Genomic DNA, 18,942 nt, shown 5'->3' with positions numbered 1-18,942 from the left:
AATTCCCTCTCCGCCGCCCCACCTGCAGCACGCAGTATCTGCACGCGACAAAATTCCACACAACGAAAAGAGCATCACATGTCGTTCTACGACGCCACCGTTCCGGCCTATCTGCAAATTCTCAACAGCCTCTCCGGCTTGCTCACCAAGGCAGAAGTGCATTGCGAGGCGAAGAAAATCCAGCCCGACGTGCTGCTCGCCGCGCGGCTTTATCCGGACATGCTGCCGCTCTCGAAGCAGATTCAGCTGGCCACCGATTTTGCGGTCAGGGGCTGTGCCCGCGTCACCCATAGCGAAGTGCCGTCGACACCCGATACCGAAAAGACATTTGAGGAATTGCGCCAGCGCCTCGCCCGGACCGTCGACTATGTCAAGGCGTTCAAGCCCGAGCAGTTCGAGGGGGCCGATACCAGGGACGTCACCTTTCCGATGGGGCCGGACAAAACCATGACGCTGAAGGGCCAGCAATTCATCTCGAACTTCTCTCTTCCCCAATTCTACTTCCATGCCGCCATCGCCCACGGCATCCTGCGCCATAATGGCGTCGAGGTTGGCAAGCGCGATTACATGGGCGCGAATTAACAGGCGTCATCAGCTCGCGCTCGGCCGCGCTATCGCGCGCGCCGGTGAGGAAAAAGGCATTCGCTGCAATGTGATCGCGCCGGGCTTCATCGATTCCCCGATGGGCCGCGATGCCAGCCACAGGCGCGCCGACCGCGCACTCACGGTGCCGTTCGGCCGCCAGGGCACCGGCTGGGAGGTCGCCTGTGCTGCGCTGTTCCTGATTTCGAATGAATCATTCTGCGTCAATGCTCACACCCTGTTTCTGGACGCCGGTCATAAGGCCGGGATTGTGCGCACCTAGCCTGCACCGGCGGAATGGCTTGGGCATTGCGCTATCAGGCGTAATGCCCAATTGTTCCCCATCATCCCTCTCCTTCGGAAATGCCTTATGAGCCAGACCAAACTATTCGAGCCCTACAAGCTTGGCGGACTAGCGCTGCCGAACCGCCTCGTCATGGCGCCGCTGACCCGCAACCGCGCGGTGCCGCCCGGCATGGTGCCGAGTGAGCTCGCCATCGACTATTACAGCCAGCGCGCCTCGGCGGGATTGCTGATCACCGAAGCCAGCCAGGTTTCGCAGCAGGGCCAGGGCTATCAGGACACGCCCGGTATTTATTCGAAGGAGCAGGTCGCGGGCTGGCGCAAGGTCACCGACCGCGTCCATGAAGAGGGCGGGCGCATCTTCATCCAGATCTGGCATGTCGGCCGCATCTCGCACGATTCATTGCAGCCCGCCGGCGGCAAGCCGGTGGCGCCGTCCGCAATCCGCGCCAAGGGCAAGACTTTTGTCAACGGCACGTTCACCGACATCTCCGAGCCGCGTGCGCTGGAGCTCTCGGAAATTCCGGGGATCATCGAGGATTTCAAGCGCGGCACCGAGAATGCGCTGGCTGCCGGTTTCGACGGCGTCGAAATCCACGGCGCCAACGGCTATCTGCTCGACCAGTTCGCCAAGGATGGCACCAACAAGCGCACCGACGCTTACGGCGGCTCAATCGAGAACCGCGCCAGGTTGATGCTGGAGGTGTCGAAGGCCGTGGCCGCGATAGCGGGACCCGAGCGCACCGGCATCCGCATTTCGCCAGTAACACCCGCCAACGACGTGTCAGACTCGGACCCGCAGCCGCTGTTCGACCACATCGTCGATGGCCTCAACGCGTTGAAGCTGACTTACATCCACGTCGTCGAGGGCGCGACCGGCGGCCCGCGCGACATCGCGCCGTTCGACTACGGCTCGTTGCGCAAGCGCTTCAAGCAGGCCTACGTCGCCAACAACGGCTATGATTTCGATCTTGCGACAAAAGTGCTCGCGGCCGATGCCGCCGATCTGATCGCGTTCGGAAAACCGTTCATCTCCAACCCCGATCTGGTCGAGCGTCTGAAAAACGGCGCGCCGCTGAACCCGTTCGACAAGGCGACGTTCTACGGCGGCGGGGCGAAGGGATATACGGATTATCCGACGCTCGGCGCGAAGCAGGCGGCGGAGTAGCGAGTTCGGTGCGCTCCCTCGCCCCGCTCTTGCGGGGTCGAGACGAGCGAAGCTCGCTCTTAGAGGGTTGGGGTGAGGGGCTCTCGCCGCGAACGCTCGTGCCAAAGATGGACCTGTACGCCCTCACCCGGATCGCACCGGACGATGCTTTCGCATCGCCGAGGCGATCCGACCTCTCCCCGCAAGCGCGGCGAGGTAAGAAAAGAAAAAAGGCCGGGATTGCTCCCGGCCTTTCGTTTTTCGCTCCGTCATGCCCGGCCTTGTGCCGGGCATCCACGTCTTTGCTATCAACGAAACAAGTCGTAGATGGCCGGGTCAAGCCCGGCCATGACATCTACGATGTCACTTCGCCTCTGCCCGCTTCGGCGGCGTGGCCGGCCACGACTTCACCAGCGTGTCGTAGTCGACGGTTTCGCCCTTCGGCTTCTCGTTCGCCAGCTTGCGCTGCGGAGCGACGTTGCCGTCCTTCTCCGACTTGGCGAACCAGAACTCCGCCGTCTCCTTCTTGTTGAGCTTCGGTCCGCAGGCGCCCTGCACGCCGGATTTCTCCAGACGCTCGAGCACGGAGTCCTGGGCAGCAGCCAGAGCATCCATCGCGGCCTGCGGCGTCTTCGCACCGGACGACGCATCGCCGATGTTCTGCCACCACAATTGCGCCAGCTTCGGATAGTCAGGCACGTTGTTGCCGGTCGGGGTCCACTGCACGCGCGCGGGCGAGCGGTAGAACTCGATCAGGCCGCCGAGCTTCGGCGCACGTTCGGTGAACGACTTGTCCCAGATGTCGGATTCACGGACGAAGGTGAGACCGACATGGCTCTTCTTCAGGCTCACCGACTTGGAGTTGATGAACTGCAGATAGAGCCAGGCTGCCTTGCGGCGATCCGGCGGAGTCGACTTCAAGAGCGTCGCCGAACCGGCGTCCTGGTAGCCGAGCTTCATGCCTTCCTTCCAGTACGAGCCGTGCGGCGACGGCGCCATACGCCACTTCGGCGTACCATCGGCGTTCACGACCGGAATACCGGGCTTCACCATATCGGCGGTGAAGGCGGTGTACCAGAAGATCTGCTGGGCGATGTTGCCCTGCGCCGGCACCGGACCTGCTTCGGAGAAGGTCATGCCCTGCGCCTGCGGCGGGGCATACTTCTTCATCCAGTCGAGATATTTGGCGATCGAGTAAACCGCTGCGGGACCGTTGGTGTCGCCGCCGCGCTCGACGGATGAACCGACGGGACGGCAGCCTTCCATGCGGATGCCCCATTCGTCGACCGGCTTGCCGTTCGGGATGCCCTTGTCGCCGTTGCCGGCCATCGACAGCCATGCGTCGGTGAACCGCCAGCCGAGCGAGGGATCCTTCTTGCCGTAATCCATGTGACCATAGATCTTGGCGCCGTTGATCTCCTTGATGTCGTTGGTGAAGAACTCGGCGATATCTTCATAGGCCGACCAGTTCACGGGCACGCCGAGATCGTAGCCATACTTGGCCTTGAACTTGGCCTTGTAGTCCGGATTGGAGAACCAGTCGTAGCGGAACCAATAGAGGTTCGCGAACTGCTGGTCGGGAAGCTGATAGAGCTTGCCGTCCGGACCCGTGGTGAACGACTTGCCGATGAAGTCGTTGACGTCGAGCAACGGGTTGGTGACGTCCTTGCCTTCGCCGGTCATGTAATCCGACAGCACGACCGTCTGGTTATAGCGGAAGTGGGTGCCGATCAGATCCGAGTCGTTGATCCAGCCGTCATAGACGTTCTTGCCGGACTGCATCTGGGTCTGCAGCTTTTCGACCACGTCACCTTCCTGGATCAAATCGTGCTTGACCTTGATGCCGGTGATTTCGGTGAAGGCCTTCGCCAAGGTGCGCGATTCATACTCATGCGTCGTGATGGTCTCCGACACGACGTTGATTTCCAGACCCTTGAAGGGCTGGGCGGCCTTTTCGAACCACTGCAGCTCTTTCAGCTGTTCGGCCTTCGACAGCGTCGAGGGCTGAAACTCACTGTCGATCCAGCGCTGATTGACCGCATCGTCCGCGCGGGCGGGTGCGGCGATCGTCACGGAAGCCGCGATCAGCGCAACCGCGCTGGTCATCGTCAGAAAGCTCTCCTTGGTCAAGGGACCGTTTCTTCCTCTAAAACGTCGCATATTGGATCCTCCGGTTGCAGCGACAAACAATATCCAGGCCCGGGTTGATCCCGGATCTGTCTTTTTTCGCTTCATCAGACGGTGCGGAAAACCGCCACGGCCGAAACAAGCGAAATCACGGTTGCGAGCCACAGGCTCGATATTTCAACGCCCTCTCCGATCGGCAGCGTCGCGATCGGGTCGATGCCGACAAAGGCGATCCACAGCAAATGGATGACGGCCGCGAGCACCAGCGAGATGAACAGCCGGTCGCCGCGCGTGGTGGGAATCCGCAGCACGCCAACGCGCTCGGCCTCGGGATAGGCAACAGCAAGCCAGGTCATGACCCCGAGTGTCAGCGACAGCATCACGAAGAAGATCGCGGTCGGCAGCGTCCAGGCCATCCATGCGATGTGTTCCATGATCACACCCGTCCGAGCGCAAAACCGCGCGCGATGTAGTTGCGGACGAACCAGATCACCAGCGCACCGGGGATGATGGTGAGTACGCCGGCCGCGGCCAGCAGGCCCCAATCCATCCCGGAGGCCGAGACCGTGCGGGTCATGATCGCCGAGATCGGCTTTGCATTCACCGACGTCAGCGTGCGCGCCAGCAGCAATTCGACCCAGGAGAACATGAAGCAGAAGAAAGCGGCGACACCGATGCCGCTGGCGATCAGCGGCACCAGGATCTTGATGAAGAAGCGCGGGAACGAATAGCCGTCGAGGAACGCGGTCTCGTCGATCTCGCGCGGCACCCCGGAGACGAAACCTTCGAGGATCCATACCGCCAACGGCACATTGAAGATGCAGTGCGCGAGCGCGACCGCCCACGGCGTATCGAACAGGTTGATCGCCGAATAGAGATTGAAGAACGGCAGCGCATAGACCGCCGCCGGCGCCATGCGGTTCGACAGCAGCCAGAAGAACAGGTGCTTGTCGCCGAGAAACCGATAGCGCGAGAAGCCGTAGGCGGCCGGCAACGCCACCGCGATCGAGATCACGGTGTTGATCAGGACATAGGTCAGCGAGTTGATGTAGCCGGAATACCAGCTCTCGTCGGTGAAGATGCGCTTGTAATTTTCCAGAGTCGGCTGGTGCGGCCACAGCGTCATCGTCGTGACGATTTCGGCATTGGTCTTGAAGCTCATGTTGACGAGCCAGTAGATCGGCAGCAGCAGGAAGATCAGGAAGCAAACGAGGATGATGCGGCGACCGGGAATCGAATGCATCATTCAGCTCCCTGTTTGGCCGGGCGCTCGGCCCCGGCATTGGTCATCACGGTGTAGAACACCCAGCACACGATCAGGATGATCAGGTTGTAGACCAGCGAGAGAGCTGCGGCCTTGCCGAGGTCGAACTGCCCCAGCGCGATCTTGACCAGTTCGATCGAGACGAAGGTCGTCGAATTGCCGGGGCCGCCGCCGGTCACCACGAACGGCTCGGTATAGATCATGAAGCTATCCATGAAGCGCAGCAGCACCGCGATCAAGAGCACGCGGTTCATCTTCGGCAACTGGATGGCCTTGAACACCGCCCAGCGCGAAGCGCCGTCGATCTGCGCGGCCTGGTAGTAGGCATCGGGGATCGACTTCAGCCCGGCGTAGCAAAGCAATGCAACGAGGCTGGTCCAGTGCCAGACGTCCATCACGATGACGGTGGCCCAGGCGTCGAACTCGTTGGAGACGTAGTTGTAGTTGATGCCCAGACTGGTCAGCGTGTAGCCGAGCAGGCCGATGTCGGGCCGGCCGAATATCTGCCAGATGGTGCCGACCACGTTCCACGGAATCAGCAGCGGCAGCGCCAGGATGACGAGGCAAGCGGCGACACTCCAGCCGTCGCGCGGCATCGACAGCGCCACCACGATCCCGAGCGGCACCTCGATCGCAAGGATGATGGCCGAGAACAGCAGATTGCGGCGGAGCGACGCCAGGAAGCGCCCGCCGAGATCGGTCGACGGATCGAGCAATTCCTTGAACCAGCCGACGCCGTTCCAGAAGAACTGGTTGTTGCCGAAGGTGTCCTGCATCGAATAGTTCACCACCGTCATCAGCGGCAGGATCGCGGAGAACGCGACCACCAGAAACACCGGCAGCACCAGGAACCAGGCTTTTTGGTTGATTGTCTTGTCCATCAGGCCGTCCCCTCGACCAGACGGCTGTCGGCATAGACATGAACATGCGAAGGATCGAACACCAGCCCGGCGGTTTCGCCGGAGACTGAAAACCCCGGCGGCACGCGCGCGGCGAATTTGGCGTCGCCGATCCGCACACGCGCAAAGCGGACGCGGCCGAGATCGTCGATGCGCTCGATATTGGCCGAGAGCAATCCCGGCGCGGGGGCGGCGACGTCGACGAATTCCGGACGGACGCCGACTTCGATCTTCGCGTCCGACGGCAGCGCGTCATAGCTGCGGTTCAGCGCGATCGGATGGCCGCTTATCCGGGCCTCGCGGCCCCTCACCTCGGCCGGCACGATGTTCATGCCGGGCGAGCCGATGAAGTAACCCACGAACGTATGCGCCGGCTTGTCGAACAGTTCGGCCGGTGTACCGCTCTGGACCACGCGGCCGTCATGCATCACGACCACGGTATCGGCAAAGGTTAGCGCCTCGGTCTGGTCATGGGTGACATAGATCATCGTGAGATCGAGGTCGCGATGCAGCGCCTTGAGCTTCGAGCGCAACTGCCATTTCAGTTCGGGATCGATCACCGTCAGCGGCTCGTCGAACAGGATGGCGGCGACGTCGGAGCGGACCAGGCCGCGGCCGAGCGAAATCTTCTGCTTGGCGTCCGCGGTCAGCCGCGTCGCTTTGCGGCCAAGATGCGGCGTCAGATCGAGCAGGTCGGCGATCTGCTTGACGCGTGCGTCGATCTCGGCCTGCGGCACGCCGCGGTTCTTCAGCGGGAATGCGAGGTTCTGCCCGACCGTCATGGTGTCGTAGATCACCGGAAACTGGAATACCTGCGCGATATTGCGCTTCTGGGTTGACAGCGGCGTGATATCGGCGCCGTCGAACAGGATTTTTCCGCGCGACGGCGTCACGATGCCGGAAATCAGGTTCAGCAGCGTGGTCTTGCCGCAGCCGGACGGCCCGAGCAGCGCGTAGGCGCCGCCCTGCCGCCAGGTCATCGTCACGGGCTTGAGCGCAAATGATTCGGGCGCGGCATCGTTGCCGCCGTAGGCGTGCGCGAGATCGACGAGGTCAATGCGGGCCATGCGGCATCTCCCTCATAGGTTACTATTTTTTGACGCGTTTTCTTCACGCGAACCGCTATGCGCTTCGCTTGAAAACGCTATGGCCTGGTTAGGCGCCGCGACCAGTCGGTCGGCCGCGTCGAACACGAAAAGATTGTCGGGATCGAGCACGGCGTCGAGCACGTGGCCCGGCTCGAACTCGTGAACGCCCTGCAGCACCGCGACCCAGTTCGACGCGTCGCGGTTGAGGTGCACAAAGCTTTCCGAGCCGGTGATCTCGGTCACGGTGACGGTGGCCTGAAACGCGTGTCGCCCGGCGATGCCGTTGGCGACTTCGAGCTGGTGGGCGCGGAAGCCGACGCGATAAGGGCCGTCGGCGAGCGCGGCATAGAGGCCGCTGGCCGGCGCCTGGATGCCGCCGGCATATTGCACCGTTCCGTTTTTCTTTTCGATGCCGACGATGTTGAGCGGCGGGTCGGAGAACACCTGCGCCACGCGCATCGTATCGGGATGACGATACACCTTCGGGGTATCGCCGGCCTGCAGGATCTGACCTTCCCACATGCAGACGGTACGGCCGCCGAGCAGCAACGCTTCGGAAGGCTCGGTCGTCGCATAGACGAAGATCGCGCCCGACGCCTCGAAGATGCGCGGCAATTCGGTGCGCAGTTCCTCGCGCAGCTTGTAATCGAGGTTGGCAAGCGGCTCGTCGAGCAGCACCAGATCGGCGCCCTTCACCAGCGCGCGCGCGATCGCGGTGCGCTGCTGCTGGCCGCCGGATAGGTGCAGCGGCGTGCGATGCAGATACGGCTCAAGCTTGAGCAGACGGGCCGCCTCCTGCACCCGCGTTTCGATTTCCGCGCGCGGCTTGCCCTGCACCCGGAGCGGCGAGGCGATGTTCTCATAGACGCTAAGCGAGGGATAATTGATGAACTGCTGATAGACCATCGCAACCGAGCGCTTGCGCACGTCGAAGCCGGTGACATCCTTGCCGTCGACCAGCACCCGGCCCGATCCCGGCTTGTCGAGACCGGCGAGCAGCCGCATGATCGAGGTCTTGCCGGAAAGCGTCGGTCCGAGCAGCACGCTGAGCGTGCCGCGCTCGAGGTTGAGCGACACATCGCGGATAGTCGCGATGCCGTCGACGGTTCGGGTGACATGTTCGAGCGTGACGCTCATGTCCGTCCTCCCGCTTCACGCAGGGGTCGTTCACCTTCGGTGCGATGGGCCGCCATCCATTGGTCGAGGACGGCGATTTCGCCCGCTGACAGCTGCAATCCGAGCTTGGATCGGCGCCACACGACGTCCTCGGCGGTGCAGGCCCATTCGGCCGACATCAGGTACCTGACTTCGCTCTCCGTCAAGGTCGCGCCAAAGGACTGGCCGAGATCGGCTGCCGATTTCGCGTTGCCAAGCACCATGCCGGCGCGGGTGCCATAGGCGTGCGCCAGCCGCCTGGCGTGCGCGGGAGTGAGGAACGGATAGTCCCGCGCCAGTTCCGCCGTCAGTGCCGCGAGGGCGGAAACATCCATGTCGCCGCCGGGCAGCGCGGCCTTGCCGGTCCAGCCCTCACGCGCCTTGGAACTGCGCAAATATGGCGCGAGCCGTTCCAGCGCCTCTTCGGCGAGCCGCCGATAGGTCGTGATCTTGCCGCCATAGATCGACAGCAGCGGCGCGCCGCCGGGCGTATCGAGTTCGAAGACATAATCGCGGGTCGCAGCCTTGGCCTCGCTGGCGCCGTCGTCATAGAGCGGGCGAACGCCGGAATAGGTCCAGACCACGTCCTCCGGCTTCACCGGCTTGGCAAGGTACTCGCTGGCGGAAGCACAGAGATAGGCGATCTCCTCGGTGGAAGCTTTCACCTTGGCCGGGTCGCCGTCGTAATCGCGATCGGTGGTGCCGATCAGCGTGAAATCATCCTGATAGGGAATGACGAAGATGATGCGGCCATCGGCATTTTGGAAGATGTAGGCGCGGTCGTGGTCGTAGAGCTTGCGCACCACGATATGCGAGCCCTGCACCAGGCGAACTTTCGCGCGCGCATTTACGCCTGAACCCGACGACAGCACCTGTTCGACCCAGGGGCCGCCGGCGTTGACCAGCGCGCGCGCTTGAATGGTGGTGCGGGTGCCGCTTTGCGTATCCTCGACGGTGACCTGCCAGACGCCGTCGACCTGCCTGATCTCGACCGCGCGCGAGCGCGTGTGGATCTCGGCGCCGCGATCGGCCGCGTCCCGTGCGGTGAGCACGACAAGGCGCGCGTCATCGACGAAGCAGTCGGAATACTCAAAGCCTTTGCTGTACCGGTTGGCGATCAAGGGCTTTCCCACTTCGTCATGGGCGAGATCGACCGAGCGCGTCGGCGGCAACAGGTGCCGGCCGCCGATGTGGTCGTACAGGAACAACCCTAGCCTCAGCAGCCAGGCCGGGCGCAACCCGGAATGGTGCGGCAAAACGAAACGCAGGGGACGGATGATATGGGGCGCGATCTGCCAGAGGATTTCGCGTTCGATCAGCGCCTCGCGGACCAACCGAAACTCGTAATATTCGAGATAGCGCAGCCCGCCATGCACCAGCTTGGTCGACCATGACGATGTCCCGCTCGCCAAGTCATTCATTTCACAAAGGAAAACGGAGTTGCCCCGGCCCACCGCATCGCGCGCGATGCCGCAGCCGTTGATGCCGCCTCCAATGATGGCGAGGTCGAAAATCCGATCCAACTGACGCTTCCCCGGGCAATCGCCTCTTCACTTCGGCGATTTAACTTTCGGATCGGAGTTAATCACAACGAAAACCGAAAGCAACCGAAACTCGCACGGAGCCATGATTTTGATGGTCTGGAGAAAAAATCCCCGACGCCTGCCCGTCAGAGAGTGGATCGTCGTGTGGGGACTTGTTTTGCCGGAGTGATAGGGCGCGGGCCCAGGCGGTCGTTCCTTGATCCCTCCCACCATGCGCCCAAGGCATCGATCAGCGGCACCAGTTCGAGACCGGCCGCAGTGAGGTCGTAGTCGACCCGGAGCGGGTAGCCGTCGTGAGCCGTACGCCGCACGATCCCGGCGTCCTGCAGCTTACGCAACTCCAGCGCCAGCATTCGGTGCGACACTGTCGGATTGTCACGCTTGAGGTCGCTGAACCGTTTGGTGCCGTCCTTGAGATAATAGAGCAGCAGGGTGGGCCAGCGACCGCTGAGCACTCGCATGGCCTCTTCGATGGGGCAGCGCGAGACGGAGTCTTTCATGAGGCGAACCTGGTTACAGAATAGTGCCTAATTTACATGGGGCAGCCATCGCCTATGTACCAGTCGCGCTGCGCAGCGCATCCACCAATCGACGGAAAGAAAACGATGGAACCGATTCTGCTTTACGGCTTCCCTGCGGGAAGCTCGATGGGGCTCGTCGCTGCCTTTGAGCGCGCCGGCCAACCCTACCGCCTCTGCCGTGTCGACATGCTCGCCGACATGAAGAACGACGCTTATGCCCGCATTAATGGCCGCCAGGAAACGCCCGCGCTCGTCGTCAGCGAGGGCCGCGTGCTGACCGAAACCATGGCCATCGCCGGCTGGCTTGAGGCCCGCGACGCGGAGCGTCGTATCAGTTTCGACCCGCGCTCACCCGAAGCCGACCGGATGCACCAGCTGACGGCGTTCGTGAATACCGGCTTTACCGCCGCCTTCACCCCGCTCTGGGCGGCGCTTGAGATGGAGTCTGCCGACCCCGCGCTGCTGGCGACCTTGCGCGACTTTGGCCGCAAAGCCGTCGCCAAACGTCACGAACAGCTCGAAGCGATGATCGGCGACACGGACTTTCTCGTCGGCGATCGCCTGACGCTGGCGGATACCACACTGATCGGCGTGGCGCGCTGGGCGGAATTCCATCAGGCCATCGACGGTGCCGCCTATCCCAGGCTGGCCGCGCTGCGTCGCCGGATCGAAGCAGATCCTGACGTGCGTTACGCCCAGGCCATCGAGGACGGCGAAACCCCGGCCGGTTCGGGCGCCTGCCTCGGGCAAGTCCCACTGGCCGAAATCATCAAACGCTTCGGCCCCCGCTAGCGCAGACGCGCGACAGTCGAGACCGTCGCCGCCGCCGGCTCATCGATATCGGGGGCCGAATTGTCTAACGCCTCGACCACTTCGCGGTGACCACGTCAGTTCCACCGACCTGGCAGCGGACCGCCACTCACGACGTAAACGCCGACGGAAATGCCTGACATGGCAATCCAGTCCATTGCCGTCGGCCACTCTCCCAGAATTGGAATTGCCATGACGGCAGTCAACGCGGGCGACAGTGCGGCGAGCGCGGCGCCGCTAGAGGCGCCGAGAATGCTGACAGCCCGTCCGTAGAAAACCAATGAAACAATAGCCGTGAGCAGCCCCTGCACGATCGCTTGAAGGGCCAGATCGCCCCATGGAGCCTTGGCGAGACTGATACCCGCGACGGCGAAGTAAGCGGGCATGTAGAGAAACAGAGCGCCGACCGCAGCGATGCCCGCTGCATGCAAGCCATCGAGCCGCGCGTGACGCAGCGCGACCGTGTAGCAGGCCCACGCCACGGCGGAACCGAGAAACAGCGCGTGCCCGATCGTCTGCCCGGAGCCAACTGCGCCGCCAGCGCCCCAGGCGATGCCAAAAACGCCGAGCAGGATCAGCACGAAGCCAATCTTTTTCGCATCGGTGAACGGCTCATGCAGGATGACCGCTGCAAGAATCGCTACCGCCAGCGGCATAGCGCCGGGAAAGAGCGCGCCCGCATGCGCCGCAGGCGCGAACAGCAGACCTGCATTCGCCAGCAAGACAGGGGCGCCGCCGCCGATCACGATCGCCGTCAGCCCGATCCTGCCGAGCCGCTCAAGCGCGAGCCCCTTGCGCATCACGTAGGGCAGCAGAAGCAAACCGGCCACGCCAAAGCGAAGCGCGGCGATATCCCATGGCGTGAGGCTGGTCTTAAGGCCCAGACGAGCAACCACGATCCATCCCGACCAGATGGTGACGGCGGCGAGGCCGTAGAAGGCGCCGCGGATATATTCCGGGGCAGTTCGGCCACCGGCGGTGAAATCCGTCATCATCGTCTCCGGCGGCAATGGACGACATAACCTCTTTAGTATATTTTAGAGGTTATGACGGAGAACGATATGAGGCAAGGAGAATGAGTGCCAATCCGTTCGAATGGAGCGGCGGTCACCCGGCTCTGGATTTGGTAAATACCCTGGACGAGCGGCCCTCGGCTTCGCCAATCGAGAACCTGGCAACGTATCGCGACCTGACGCGCTTCGCAGCACTGGCGGGACTTGTCGACCGCCGGACCGCCGCACGTCTAGAGCAGCTCGATAATTCTGGCTCGCATATTGTGAAACGCGTCCGCCGGCTTCGTGAGCATCTTCACGATGTCCTCGCTGCGGCACATTCCCTACATCAGGCGCAGCAGTCCGATCTCGACGCGTTGTCGGCTGCGATCAAGGCGGCACATGCGGCCCGGACGCTGGTCGCATCGACCTCGCCCGGATTGGCCGACCGCCGCTGGTCTCCCGCGCTGGCGTGTGAGATTCCGTTGCACGCCTGTTCGCTCGCGATCGAGCGCCTGCTCGTAGACGAGCCGCGCAAAAGAATTCGCAAATGCGGAGCGTCGGACTGCGACGTCTACTACCTCGACACCAGCAAAGCTCACCGTCGGCAATGGTGCAGTATGAAGGCTTGCGGAAATCGCGAAAAGCAGCGGCGATGGCGCTGCGCGACGCAATAGAAGCGAAAGGCTATCGCAGTCAAATCCTGCTTTTCAGCCCACAGCCACAGCCTCGATCTCGAGCAGCCACGCTTCGTCGAAGATACCGGCGATGACGACGGTCAGCGCTGTTTCCCGGCCGCCGAGAACTTCGTTTCGCACCGCGCGATTGGGGAGGATGTAGCGCCGGTCGGCGAGGTAGGTCCGGTGCATGACCAGATTGTCGAGGGTCATGCCGGCTGCCTTGAGCTGCGCTTCGACGTTGCCCCAGGTGAGCCTGCATTGCGCTTCAAAGCCCTCGGGCACGGCACCGTCAGCGCCTGCCGGAATCTGGCCGCTCACAAAAAGTGTCCTTGTGTGGCCTGTGACCTCAAGCGCCTGGCAATAACCCGTCGTTGGCGCGAGCGCCGCTTCGGAATTGATGCGTCGGATTTGCATTCGGTTCTCCTTTTTCGTGAGAGAACCTCGTGCACCGGCCGGCTGGTCCAGCACAAACCATTTTTTCTGCACCGTCGGAATAGATTTTCTATTCCAGGGCAGACGCGGTGACGCGTAGCTGGCGCGCTCCCTCCCCAGTCAACTTCAGAGGGACAGGTCGGCCTTGGAAATTTTCCACGCCGTGATGGCGCCGGCAGCGATGGAAACAATCGGGCAAATGACGAACCTTGAGAGAAAATATACCGGCACCAACACGGCCGCAGCATTCGCAGGGTCGGCATTTTGTCGAGTAGAATACTCAAGGATGGAATCGGTCAAAAAGGATCCAGCCAGGAAGACCAGCGCCGCAACGCCGAAGAAGCTCAAGATAATGAGGAAGATTTTCAGCGGCCCCATATGATCGATTCACTCCGGTGCCGCCGGGAGGTTCGGTGGCTTACACGCGGCGCAGGGAGACAGGAGCGGATTCCGCCGCCGGCTCATCGATATCAGGAGCCGGCTTGTCCATCGCCTCGACCACTTCGATGCCGCGGGTGTGGCAGATATTGGCGAGGCCGGCGGGAAGCGCGGCGTCGGTCACGAAGGTCTGGATCTGGCTGAGATGAGCGATGCGCACCGGCGCGCTGCGCCTGAGCTTGGTCGAGTCGGCGACCAGCATCACGCTGCGCGCATTCGCTATGATGGCTTGCGCCGCCTGCACTTCGCGATAGTCGAAATCCAGCAGCGCGCCCTCCTCGTCGATCGCGGACGCCCCGATGATGGCGTAGTCGACCTTGAACTGGCCGATGAGGCTGATCGCGGTCGAGCCGATCACGGCGCCATCGGCACGGCGCACCGCACCGCCCGCCACGATCACCTCGATGCGCGGGTGGCGATACAGCAGCATCGCGACGTTGAGGTTATTGGTGATGACGAGCAGATCCTCATGCGAAGTCAGCGCGCTCGCGACCTCTTCCGTCGTGGTGCCGATATTGATGAACAGCGAGCAGCCGTTAGGTATCCGCGAGGCGGCGGCAATCCCGATCGCCCGCTTTTCCTCGGCGGCGACGAAGCGGCGCGCCTCGTAGGCGAGGTTCTCGACGCCGGAAGCGATGATGGCGCCGCCATGGATCCGCGTCAGCGAGCGCTGATCGCAGAGATCGTTGAGATCCTTGCGGATGGTCTGCGCCGAAACTTCGAAACGCTTGGCGAGATCCTCCACCGTCACCCGGCCAAAGGCGCGGGCGATGTTGAGAATTTCAGTCTGGCGGTGGGACAGTCCGGCCACGGTGGCACCTCAGGGAAACAGCTCCTTATGGTGCGGCGGTTTGGGGTTCCGGTCAACGAGCCAGATAGGCACCACGGCCCAAAAGCCATTATGGGTTAAGCCGAACCAGCGGCGATTCCTATGGGCGGATAGGTTTGCAAGGCATTCTGCTGCTGGAAACCTGGCTTTCCGAACGCGAAATGTTAGAACAAGCATGATCCCCTGGACCGAAAAGGCGGCTGATCATGGATGGACTACTCTGGACCATCATCATCGTGTCGTTCGTAGTTGCGGTCATTCAGGGCATAGGTACAGCGCAGGAAATGCAGCCGTACCTTCCACCGCAATTCCGAGATCCGCTGATGTCCCGTACGCTGTCGGTGCGCTTATTTTCGAACCCGGAATTCCCCTGGAAATCCAGTTCAAGGCGCTCTGCCCGGCCACGGCGATGTGTGTTGCTCTTGGGAGCGGTACTCTGCTGGCGTTCCTCAAGTCGGATAAGGGGGCCTTGGTGGCCCTCTTCGCTTTCGCCGGTGCCGTCTACTGTTCGATAGTTGCGATCCGAAAATATCGAGCCAACCGCGCGATCGCACGCGAGCATGCGCCTGGCTGACTTTGTGGCTCGGCGGCGAGCGCCACGGACGTCATGGTTAACAATCAATGAAAAGGGCCGCGTTTTACGCCCTTCGCATCGTTCCTCCCGTATTTTGCCGGTGTGGTTTTTCCGTTCTTAACGGTTTTGTGATTGCATTGCCGTCGCTGGCTCGGGAAAGGCACCACTTCGCCCGGCCAGATGTCGGAAAATCGCTACGATGCGGGTCGATCGAATCTGGGAATTCCTCCAGCGGTTGAGTCCGCTGACGCGCAGCCACCTGCTCACCGAGCTGGAGCGGCTGGAGCTGTGCGGCATCGACATGCCCGGTTCGGCGGACCTCCAGGCCAAGCTGCGGGCCGAACTGCGCCCGGACGGGCCGAACGAGACCCCGACGCCGTCCAAATATTTCTACGCGCCGCTGGAGCCTTTGTTCGTCGCGGGGGCGCCGGAGCATGCCAATACGGGCCGGATCGCGCGGAGTTCGCTGGTCCCGATCTGGGAATGGATCAACCGCGATCTGCTGCCGATCATGGCCCGAGACTACGAAGACAAGATGAAGGGGCTGATTGCTTCCAACAAGCCGCGCGACGCTCAGCAGGCGGCATCGATCTTCCAGACCAAGGTCGCGAAATCGCTGGAGGGAAACCTCGCTTCGGCCGAGGGTGCCGAGCGGGCACGCGCCAAGCTTGCGACCTATACGGCTTCGCCGTCGGTTTACAGCGACCTCATCAAGCTGATGGGCGCGCTGCGCGCCCGCGAGGCGCTGGCGGGGTTCGCCAAAGCCTTGCCGGACAAGATCGCGAAATTCGACGACGCGCAGGTCGACAAGATCACCGCGCAGCTGAATACCTTCCGGAAAAAGGATCCCGACGCGGTGCCATTTGCGCTGGCGCTGGTTTCCGGGCGCCTCAAGACGCCCCGCGAGTTGATCCGTCTTGCCACCAAACCGGCGCGCAGCCGGCGCGCCGTCGATGTTGCCGCCACGCCTTACGCGATCTCCGTCTCGATGGTACTGGACCAGATCGACGACAAACGCATCGCCTTGCGCGTCGCCCTGAAGAAAAATCGCGTCGTCGACGCGCGCGACATCCTGGCCGATATCGACAACACCGAAGCGGCCGTACAGGCCGCCATCCGCGAACTTGCCGCGTCCGACTGGGGCGCGCGGCTGCGCGACATCAGGAGCGCGATCGTCGCCGATGTCGAGATTGAAGTCAGCCGTTTTCCCGATGAAGTCGGCCACATCCTGCAACTGCGCGGCGCGCGCGGCAACGGTCTGCTGTCCGGTCTGGCCTGGAAAGGCCGCGATGCGATCAGCGATGGCGCAGCTTTCTGCAAGCGGCTGATCGGTCAGGGCTGAACGCGGCTCCCCGGCGGCCTGCGAACTGGCTTCAAAGGCCGCTCCGCAGGCTTGACCTGCATCGAAGTCGCCGCCAGTGTTCCCCGCGAATCCAGTGATTTGAGACAGACAGGCCGGAGAACTGACATGGTATCGAAATTCGTGGCTACGACGCTGCTGGCCCTCGCGGTTTGCGTGCCGTTCCAGCAGGCCGCGGCGCAGGATCCGGTCGGCGGTGCGATCGTCGGCGGCGTGCTCGGCGGCATCGTGGGCGGCGCGCTCGGCGGCCGCGGCGGCGCGGCGGCGGGCGCCATCCTCGGCGCCGGCACCGGTGCTGCGATCGCATCCCAGGGCGAACCCCGGCCGGGCGGCTACCGCTATTACAACAACGGCTGCTACGTGGAGGAGCCGGGCGGCTGGGTCGCCGTTTCGCCGCGCTATTGCGGCGCCCAGGTGCAATACGCACCGCCGCCGCAGCAATATTATGACGATACGCCGCGCTGCATGCGCGCACGGAGCTACGATCCGCACCGCGGCACCTTCATCGGCCGTGACGGCTACGAGCGCCCCTGCCCGTAGACTCATTTTTGGACGCGTTTTCTACCGCAGATAGTCGTCCGTGAAGAACTTCCAGGTGATTGATCGAGAGTCCTTTTTTCTGACGAGAGGGGTTTTGAGATTGCAGGCTTTTGGCCTTTGACGGCCCAAAAGCTTGCAATTTTGCTTTTGAGGATTCCGTCGAATCGCGCGTCGTGATTCCTTCAATCGAATCGGAGGGAACGATGAAGCCGAAGGAACGACGCGACAGCGGACAAGCCGATCTCCTGCGCTCCCGACTGGACGCGATCATCGACATGAACCATGCGCTGGTGAAGCTTTCGCGGACGATCGACTGGTCGTTCCTCGAAGAGCGGTTCGGCGCGGTCTATGAGGATAAGCCGGGCCGGCCGCCGCTGCCGACGCGGCTGATGGCAGGACTTGCCATCCTCAAGCACACCTACGACCTCTCCGACGAGGTCTTGTGCGAGCGCTGGGTGGAGAACCCCTATTACCAGTTCTTCTGCGGCGAGGAGTTCTTCCAGCACCGCATAGTGTTCGACCGCTCGTCGCTAACGCGCTGGCGCCAGCGCATGGGCGAGAAGAAGCTGCAGGCGCTGCTGCAGGAGAGCCTTGCGGTCGCCACCAGGACCGAAGCGATCAAGCCGTCCGATCTCAACCGCGTCATCGTCGACACCACAGTGCAGCCCAAGAATGTGATGTTCCCGACCGATGCGCGGCTTCTGAACCGCGCCCGCGAGATCTTGGTCCGGCTCGCCAAGGGGGCAGGCATCAAGCTGCGTCAGTCCTATGGGCGGGTCGGCAAGTTCGCCCTGATCAAGCACCAGCGCTATGCCCACGCCAAGCAGTTCAAGCGCGCCAATCGGGCCTTGAGGACACTTCGAACCTATCTCGGCCGCGTCATTCGCGACATCGCCCGCAAGCTCGATGGCAACGTCGGTTTGCTCCATGAGATCGCGCTCGACCGCATGCTGGCGCTGGCGCGATGCGTGCTCGACCAGAAGCAGCGCCAGCGTGGCCCGAAGGTCTATTCGTTGCACGCGCCGGAGGTGGAATGCATCGGCAAGGGCAAGGCGCACCGGCCCTACGAGTTCGGAGTGAAGGTCTCGGTGGCCACCACGCTGGCGCATGCCAAGGGTGGACAGTTCGTAGCTCACGTCAAGTCATTGCCCGGCAATCCGTATGACGGCCATACGCTCAAGACCGTGATCCCGGACATGGAGGCGATGATCGGCAACACCATCGAGCGCATGTTGCTCGACAAAGGCTACCGCGGTCACAATGCCCCGCCCGATTACAAGTTCAGGGTGTTCATCTCAGGCCAGAAGCGACGGGTGACCCCGCAGATCAAGCGAGAGATGCGCCGCCGCTCGGCCGTCGAGCCGGTCATCGGCCATCTCAAATCCGAGCACCGGATGGGCCGCAACTATCTTTGGCATCGCCAGGGCGATGCCGCCAACGCCGTCCTAGCCGCAGCCGGCTACAACTTCCGTCGCCTGATCAGGTGGCTCAGTCTCTTGTTGTGCCAAATCCTCGCTCAGTTCACCGCCCGATTTCAATTAGTCTCAGCTTGAAAACGGCGTTCTTCACGGTCGACCAGATAAATCTACGCAATCTGCGCGAGCTTGATTGCTATGCGAAGCGGTACCCACCCCGCATCAAGTGCGGGGCAGGCTTT

The 18,942-nt window shown here is 62.6% G+C and carries 20 protein-coding genes; 8 read left to right on the top strand and 12 right to left on the bottom strand.

Features of this window, described 5'->3' with window-relative positions; all coding sequences use genetic code 11:
• Positions 1-78 precede the first annotated feature (78 nt).
• The 3 genes from ACSQ84_RS15560 to ACSQ84_RS15550 all read left to right on the top strand — a co-directional run bounded on the left by ACSQ84_RS15560 (position 79) and on the right by ACSQ84_RS15550 (position 2,053).
• Entirely contained in the window at positions 79-582 is a 504-nt protein-coding gene (locus ACSQ84_RS15560) for a DUF1993 domain-containing protein (RefSeq protein ID WP_436212565.1), read from the top strand.
• Positions 551-865: an SDR family oxidoreductase gene (locus ACSQ84_RS15555; protein WP_436212564.1), complete on the top strand. Its 315-nt coding sequence runs from the start codon at positions 551-553 to the stop codon at positions 863-865. Before ACSQ84_RS15560 ends, ACSQ84_RS15555 begins: the two co-directional genes overlap by 32 nt.
• Positions 866-952: 87 nt before the next feature.
• Positions 953-2,053 carry an alkene reductase gene (locus tag ACSQ84_RS15550; protein ID WP_436212563.1) on the top strand — a complete coding sequence of 367 codons (1,101 nt, stop codon included), beginning with the start codon at positions 953-955 and terminating at the stop codon, positions 2,051-2,053.
• 342 nt (positions 2,054-2,395) lie between these two features.
• Here the strand turns inward: ACSQ84_RS15550 and ACSQ84_RS15545 are convergent, their stop codons facing one another.
• The 8 genes from ACSQ84_RS15545 to ACSQ84_RS15510 all read right to left on the bottom strand — a co-directional run bounded on the left by ACSQ84_RS15545 (position 2,396) and on the right by ACSQ84_RS15510 (position 10,609).
• The gene (locus tag ACSQ84_RS15545; RefSeq protein ID WP_436212562.1) at positions 2,396-4,138 is read right to left on the bottom strand and encodes an ABC transporter substrate-binding protein; all 1,743 of its coding nucleotides are present in this window, start codon (positions 4,136-4,138) and stop codon (positions 2,396-2,398) included.
• A gap of 128 nt (positions 4,139-4,266) precedes the next feature.
• Complete coding sequence (locus ACSQ84_RS15540) at positions 4,267-4,593, bottom strand: DUF2160 domain-containing protein (RefSeq protein ID WP_436212561.1); 327 nt, start codon at positions 4,591-4,593, stop codon at positions 4,267-4,269.
• 2 nt (positions 4,594-4,595) lie between these two features.
• On the bottom strand, positions 4,596-5,402 hold the full coding sequence (locus ACSQ84_RS15535) for a carbohydrate ABC transporter permease (protein ID WP_436212560.1): 807 nt from the start codon (positions 5,400-5,402) through the stop codon (positions 4,596-4,598).
• Positions 5,402-6,304, bottom strand: a complete 903-nt coding sequence (locus ACSQ84_RS15530; protein WP_436212559.1) for a carbohydrate ABC transporter permease — start codon at positions 6,302-6,304, stop codon at positions 5,402-5,404. The genes ACSQ84_RS15535 and ACSQ84_RS15530 overlap by 1 nt, the downstream gene beginning before the upstream one ends.
• Positions 6,304-7,389 carry an ABC transporter ATP-binding protein gene (locus ACSQ84_RS15525; protein ID WP_436212558.1) on the bottom strand — a complete coding sequence of 362 codons (1,086 nt, stop codon included), beginning with the start codon at positions 7,387-7,389 and terminating at the stop codon, positions 6,304-6,306. The genes ACSQ84_RS15530 and ACSQ84_RS15525 overlap by 1 nt, the downstream gene beginning before the upstream one ends.
• Positions 7,390-7,401: 12 nt before the next feature.
• Positions 7,402-8,547 (bottom strand): ABC transporter ATP-binding protein, encoded by a 1,146-nt coding sequence (locus ACSQ84_RS15520; protein WP_436212557.1) that lies wholly within the window; start codon positions 8,545-8,547, stop codon positions 7,402-7,404.
• Positions 8,544-10,088 carry a glycerol-3-phosphate dehydrogenase gene (glpD, locus tag ACSQ84_RS15515; RefSeq protein WP_436212556.1) on the bottom strand — a complete coding sequence of 515 codons (1,545 nt, stop codon included), beginning with the start codon at positions 10,086-10,088 and terminating at the stop codon, positions 8,544-8,546. The genes ACSQ84_RS15520 and glpD overlap by 4 nt, the downstream gene beginning before the upstream one ends.
• Positions 10,089-10,234: 146 nt before the next feature.
• Positions 10,235-10,609 (bottom strand): winged helix-turn-helix transcriptional regulator, encoded by a 375-nt coding sequence (locus tag ACSQ84_RS15510; RefSeq protein WP_436212555.1) that lies wholly within the window; start codon positions 10,607-10,609, stop codon positions 10,235-10,237.
• Positions 10,610-10,714: 105 nt separating this feature from the next.
• Between ACSQ84_RS15510 and ACSQ84_RS15505 the strand changes: the two genes are divergently transcribed.
• Positions 10,715-11,422 carry a glutathione S-transferase family protein gene (locus tag ACSQ84_RS15505; protein ID WP_436212554.1) on the top strand — a complete coding sequence of 236 codons (708 nt, stop codon included), beginning with the start codon at positions 10,715-10,717 and terminating at the stop codon, positions 11,420-11,422.
• Positions 11,423-11,517: 95 nt separating this feature from the next.
• On the opposite strand, the gene ACSQ84_RS15500 is transcribed toward ACSQ84_RS15505, so the two are convergent.
• Entirely contained in the window at positions 11,518-12,432 is a 915-nt protein-coding gene (locus ACSQ84_RS15500) for a DMT family transporter (protein ID WP_436212553.1), read from the bottom strand.
• An 83-nt stretch (positions 12,433-12,515) separates the two neighbouring features.
• Between ACSQ84_RS15500 and ACSQ84_RS15495 the strand changes: the two genes are divergently transcribed.
• Positions 12,516-13,109 carry a CGNR zinc finger domain-containing protein gene (locus ACSQ84_RS15495; RefSeq protein WP_436212552.1) on the top strand — a complete coding sequence of 198 codons (594 nt, stop codon included), beginning with the start codon at positions 12,516-12,518 and terminating at the stop codon, positions 13,107-13,109.
• A 33-nt stretch (positions 13,110-13,142) separates the two neighbouring features.
• Here the strand turns inward: ACSQ84_RS15495 and ACSQ84_RS15490 are convergent, their stop codons facing one another.
• From ACSQ84_RS15490 to ACSQ84_RS15480, 3 genes are all read right to left on the bottom strand, one after another.
• A complete protein-coding gene (locus ACSQ84_RS15490; protein ID WP_436213086.1) occupies positions 13,143-13,526 on the bottom strand; it encodes a RidA family protein in 384 nt (127 codons plus the stop codon).
• 144 nt (positions 13,527-13,670) lie between these two features.
• Positions 13,671-13,922, bottom strand: a complete 252-nt coding sequence (locus ACSQ84_RS15485) for a hypothetical protein (protein ID WP_436212551.1) — start codon at positions 13,920-13,922, stop codon at positions 13,671-13,673.
• 40 nt (positions 13,923-13,962) lie between these two features.
• Positions 13,963-14,793: a DeoR/GlpR family DNA-binding transcription regulator gene (locus ACSQ84_RS15480; RefSeq protein ID WP_436212550.1), complete on the bottom strand. Its 831-nt coding sequence runs from the start codon at positions 14,791-14,793 to the stop codon at positions 13,963-13,965.
• A 791-nt stretch (positions 14,794-15,584) separates the two neighbouring features.
• Here ACSQ84_RS15480 and ACSQ84_RS15475 point away from each other — a divergent pair.
• The 3 genes from ACSQ84_RS15475 to ACSQ84_RS15465 all read left to right on the top strand — a co-directional run bounded on the left by ACSQ84_RS15475 (position 15,585) and on the right by ACSQ84_RS15465 (position 18,838).
• On the top strand, positions 15,585-16,727 hold the full coding sequence (locus ACSQ84_RS15475; RefSeq protein ID WP_436212549.1) for a hypothetical protein: 1,143 nt from the start codon (positions 15,585-15,587) through the stop codon (positions 16,725-16,727).
• Between the two features lie 126 nt (positions 16,728-16,853).
• Positions 16,854-17,285 (top strand): hypothetical protein, encoded by a 432-nt coding sequence (locus tag ACSQ84_RS15470; protein ID WP_436212548.1) that lies wholly within the window; start codon positions 16,854-16,856, stop codon positions 17,283-17,285.
• Positions 17,286-17,488: 203 nt separating this feature from the next.
• Positions 17,489-18,838 carry an IS5 family transposase gene (locus ACSQ84_RS15465; protein WP_436212547.1) on the top strand — a complete coding sequence of 450 codons (1,350 nt, stop codon included), beginning with the start codon at positions 17,489-17,491 and terminating at the stop codon, positions 18,836-18,838.
• The last annotated feature ends 104 nt before the right edge of the window (positions 18,839-18,942 follow it).

This window comes from Bradyrhizobium sp. LjRoot220 (assembly GCF_964252915.1).
Classification (GTDB): domain Bacteria; phylum Pseudomonadota; class Alphaproteobacteria; order Rhizobiales; family Xanthobacteraceae; genus Bradyrhizobium.
Note: the sequence above shows the minus strand (reverse complement) of the source record. Positions and strands in the feature narration are given on the sequence as shown.

Excerpts from the sequence above, each read along its gene's own strand:
- ACSQ84_RS15560 (WP_436212565.1), top strand. The coding sequence starts at position 79 with ATGTCGTTCTACGACGCCACCGTTCCGGCCTATCTGCAAATTCTCAAC.
- ACSQ84_RS15550 (WP_436212563.1), top strand. The coding sequence starts at position 953 with ATGAGCCAGACCAAACTATTCGAGCCCTACAAGCTTGGCGGACTAGCG.
- ACSQ84_RS15545 (WP_436212562.1), bottom strand. The coding sequence starts at position 4,138 with ATGACCAGCGCGGTTGCGCTGATCGCGGCTTCCGTGACGATCGCCGCA.
- ACSQ84_RS15540 (WP_436212561.1), bottom strand. The coding sequence starts at position 4,593 with ATGGAACACATCGCATGGATGGCCTGGACGCTGCCGACCGCGATCTTC.
- ACSQ84_RS15535 (WP_436212560.1), bottom strand. The coding sequence starts at position 5,402 with ATGCATTCGATTCCCGGTCGCCGCATCATCCTCGTTTGCTTCCTGATC.
- ACSQ84_RS15530 (WP_436212559.1), bottom strand. The coding sequence starts at position 6,304 with ATGGACAAGACAATCAACCAAAAAGCCTGGTTCCTGGTGCTGCCGGTG.
- ACSQ84_RS15525 (WP_436212558.1), bottom strand. The coding sequence starts at position 7,389 with ATGGCCCGCATTGACCTCGTCGATCTCGCGCACGCCTACGGCGGCAAC.
- ACSQ84_RS15520 (WP_436212557.1), bottom strand. The coding sequence starts at position 8,547 with ATGAGCGTCACGCTCGAACATGTCACCCGAACCGTCGACGGCATCGCG.
- ACSQ84_RS15510 (WP_436212555.1), bottom strand. The coding sequence starts at position 10,609 with ATGAAAGACTCCGTCTCGCGCTGCCCCATCGAAGAGGCCATGCGAGTG.
- ACSQ84_RS15505 (WP_436212554.1), top strand. The coding sequence starts at position 10,715 with ATGGAACCGATTCTGCTTTACGGCTTCCCTGCGGGAAGCTCGATGGGG.
- ACSQ84_RS15500 (WP_436212553.1), bottom strand. The coding sequence starts at position 12,432 with ATGACGGATTTCACCGCCGGTGGCCGAACTGCCCCGGAATATATCCGC.
- ACSQ84_RS15495 (WP_436212552.1), top strand. The coding sequence starts at position 12,516 with ATGAGTGCCAATCCGTTCGAATGGAGCGGCGGTCACCCGGCTCTGGAT.
- ACSQ84_RS15490 (WP_436213086.1), bottom strand. The coding sequence starts at position 13,526 with ATGCAAATCCGACGCATCAATTCCGAAGCGGCGCTCGCGCCAACGACG.
- ACSQ84_RS15485 (WP_436212551.1), bottom strand. The coding sequence starts at position 13,922 with ATGGGGCCGCTGAAAATCTTCCTCATTATCTTGAGCTTCTTCGGCGTT.
- ACSQ84_RS15475 (WP_436212549.1), top strand. The coding sequence starts at position 15,585 with ATGCGGGTCGATCGAATCTGGGAATTCCTCCAGCGGTTGAGTCCGCTG.
- ACSQ84_RS15470 (WP_436212548.1), top strand. The coding sequence starts at position 16,854 with ATGGTATCGAAATTCGTGGCTACGACGCTGCTGGCCCTCGCGGTTTGC.
- ACSQ84_RS15465 (WP_436212547.1), top strand. The coding sequence starts at position 17,489 with ATGAAGCCGAAGGAACGACGCGACAGCGGACAAGCCGATCTCCTGCGC.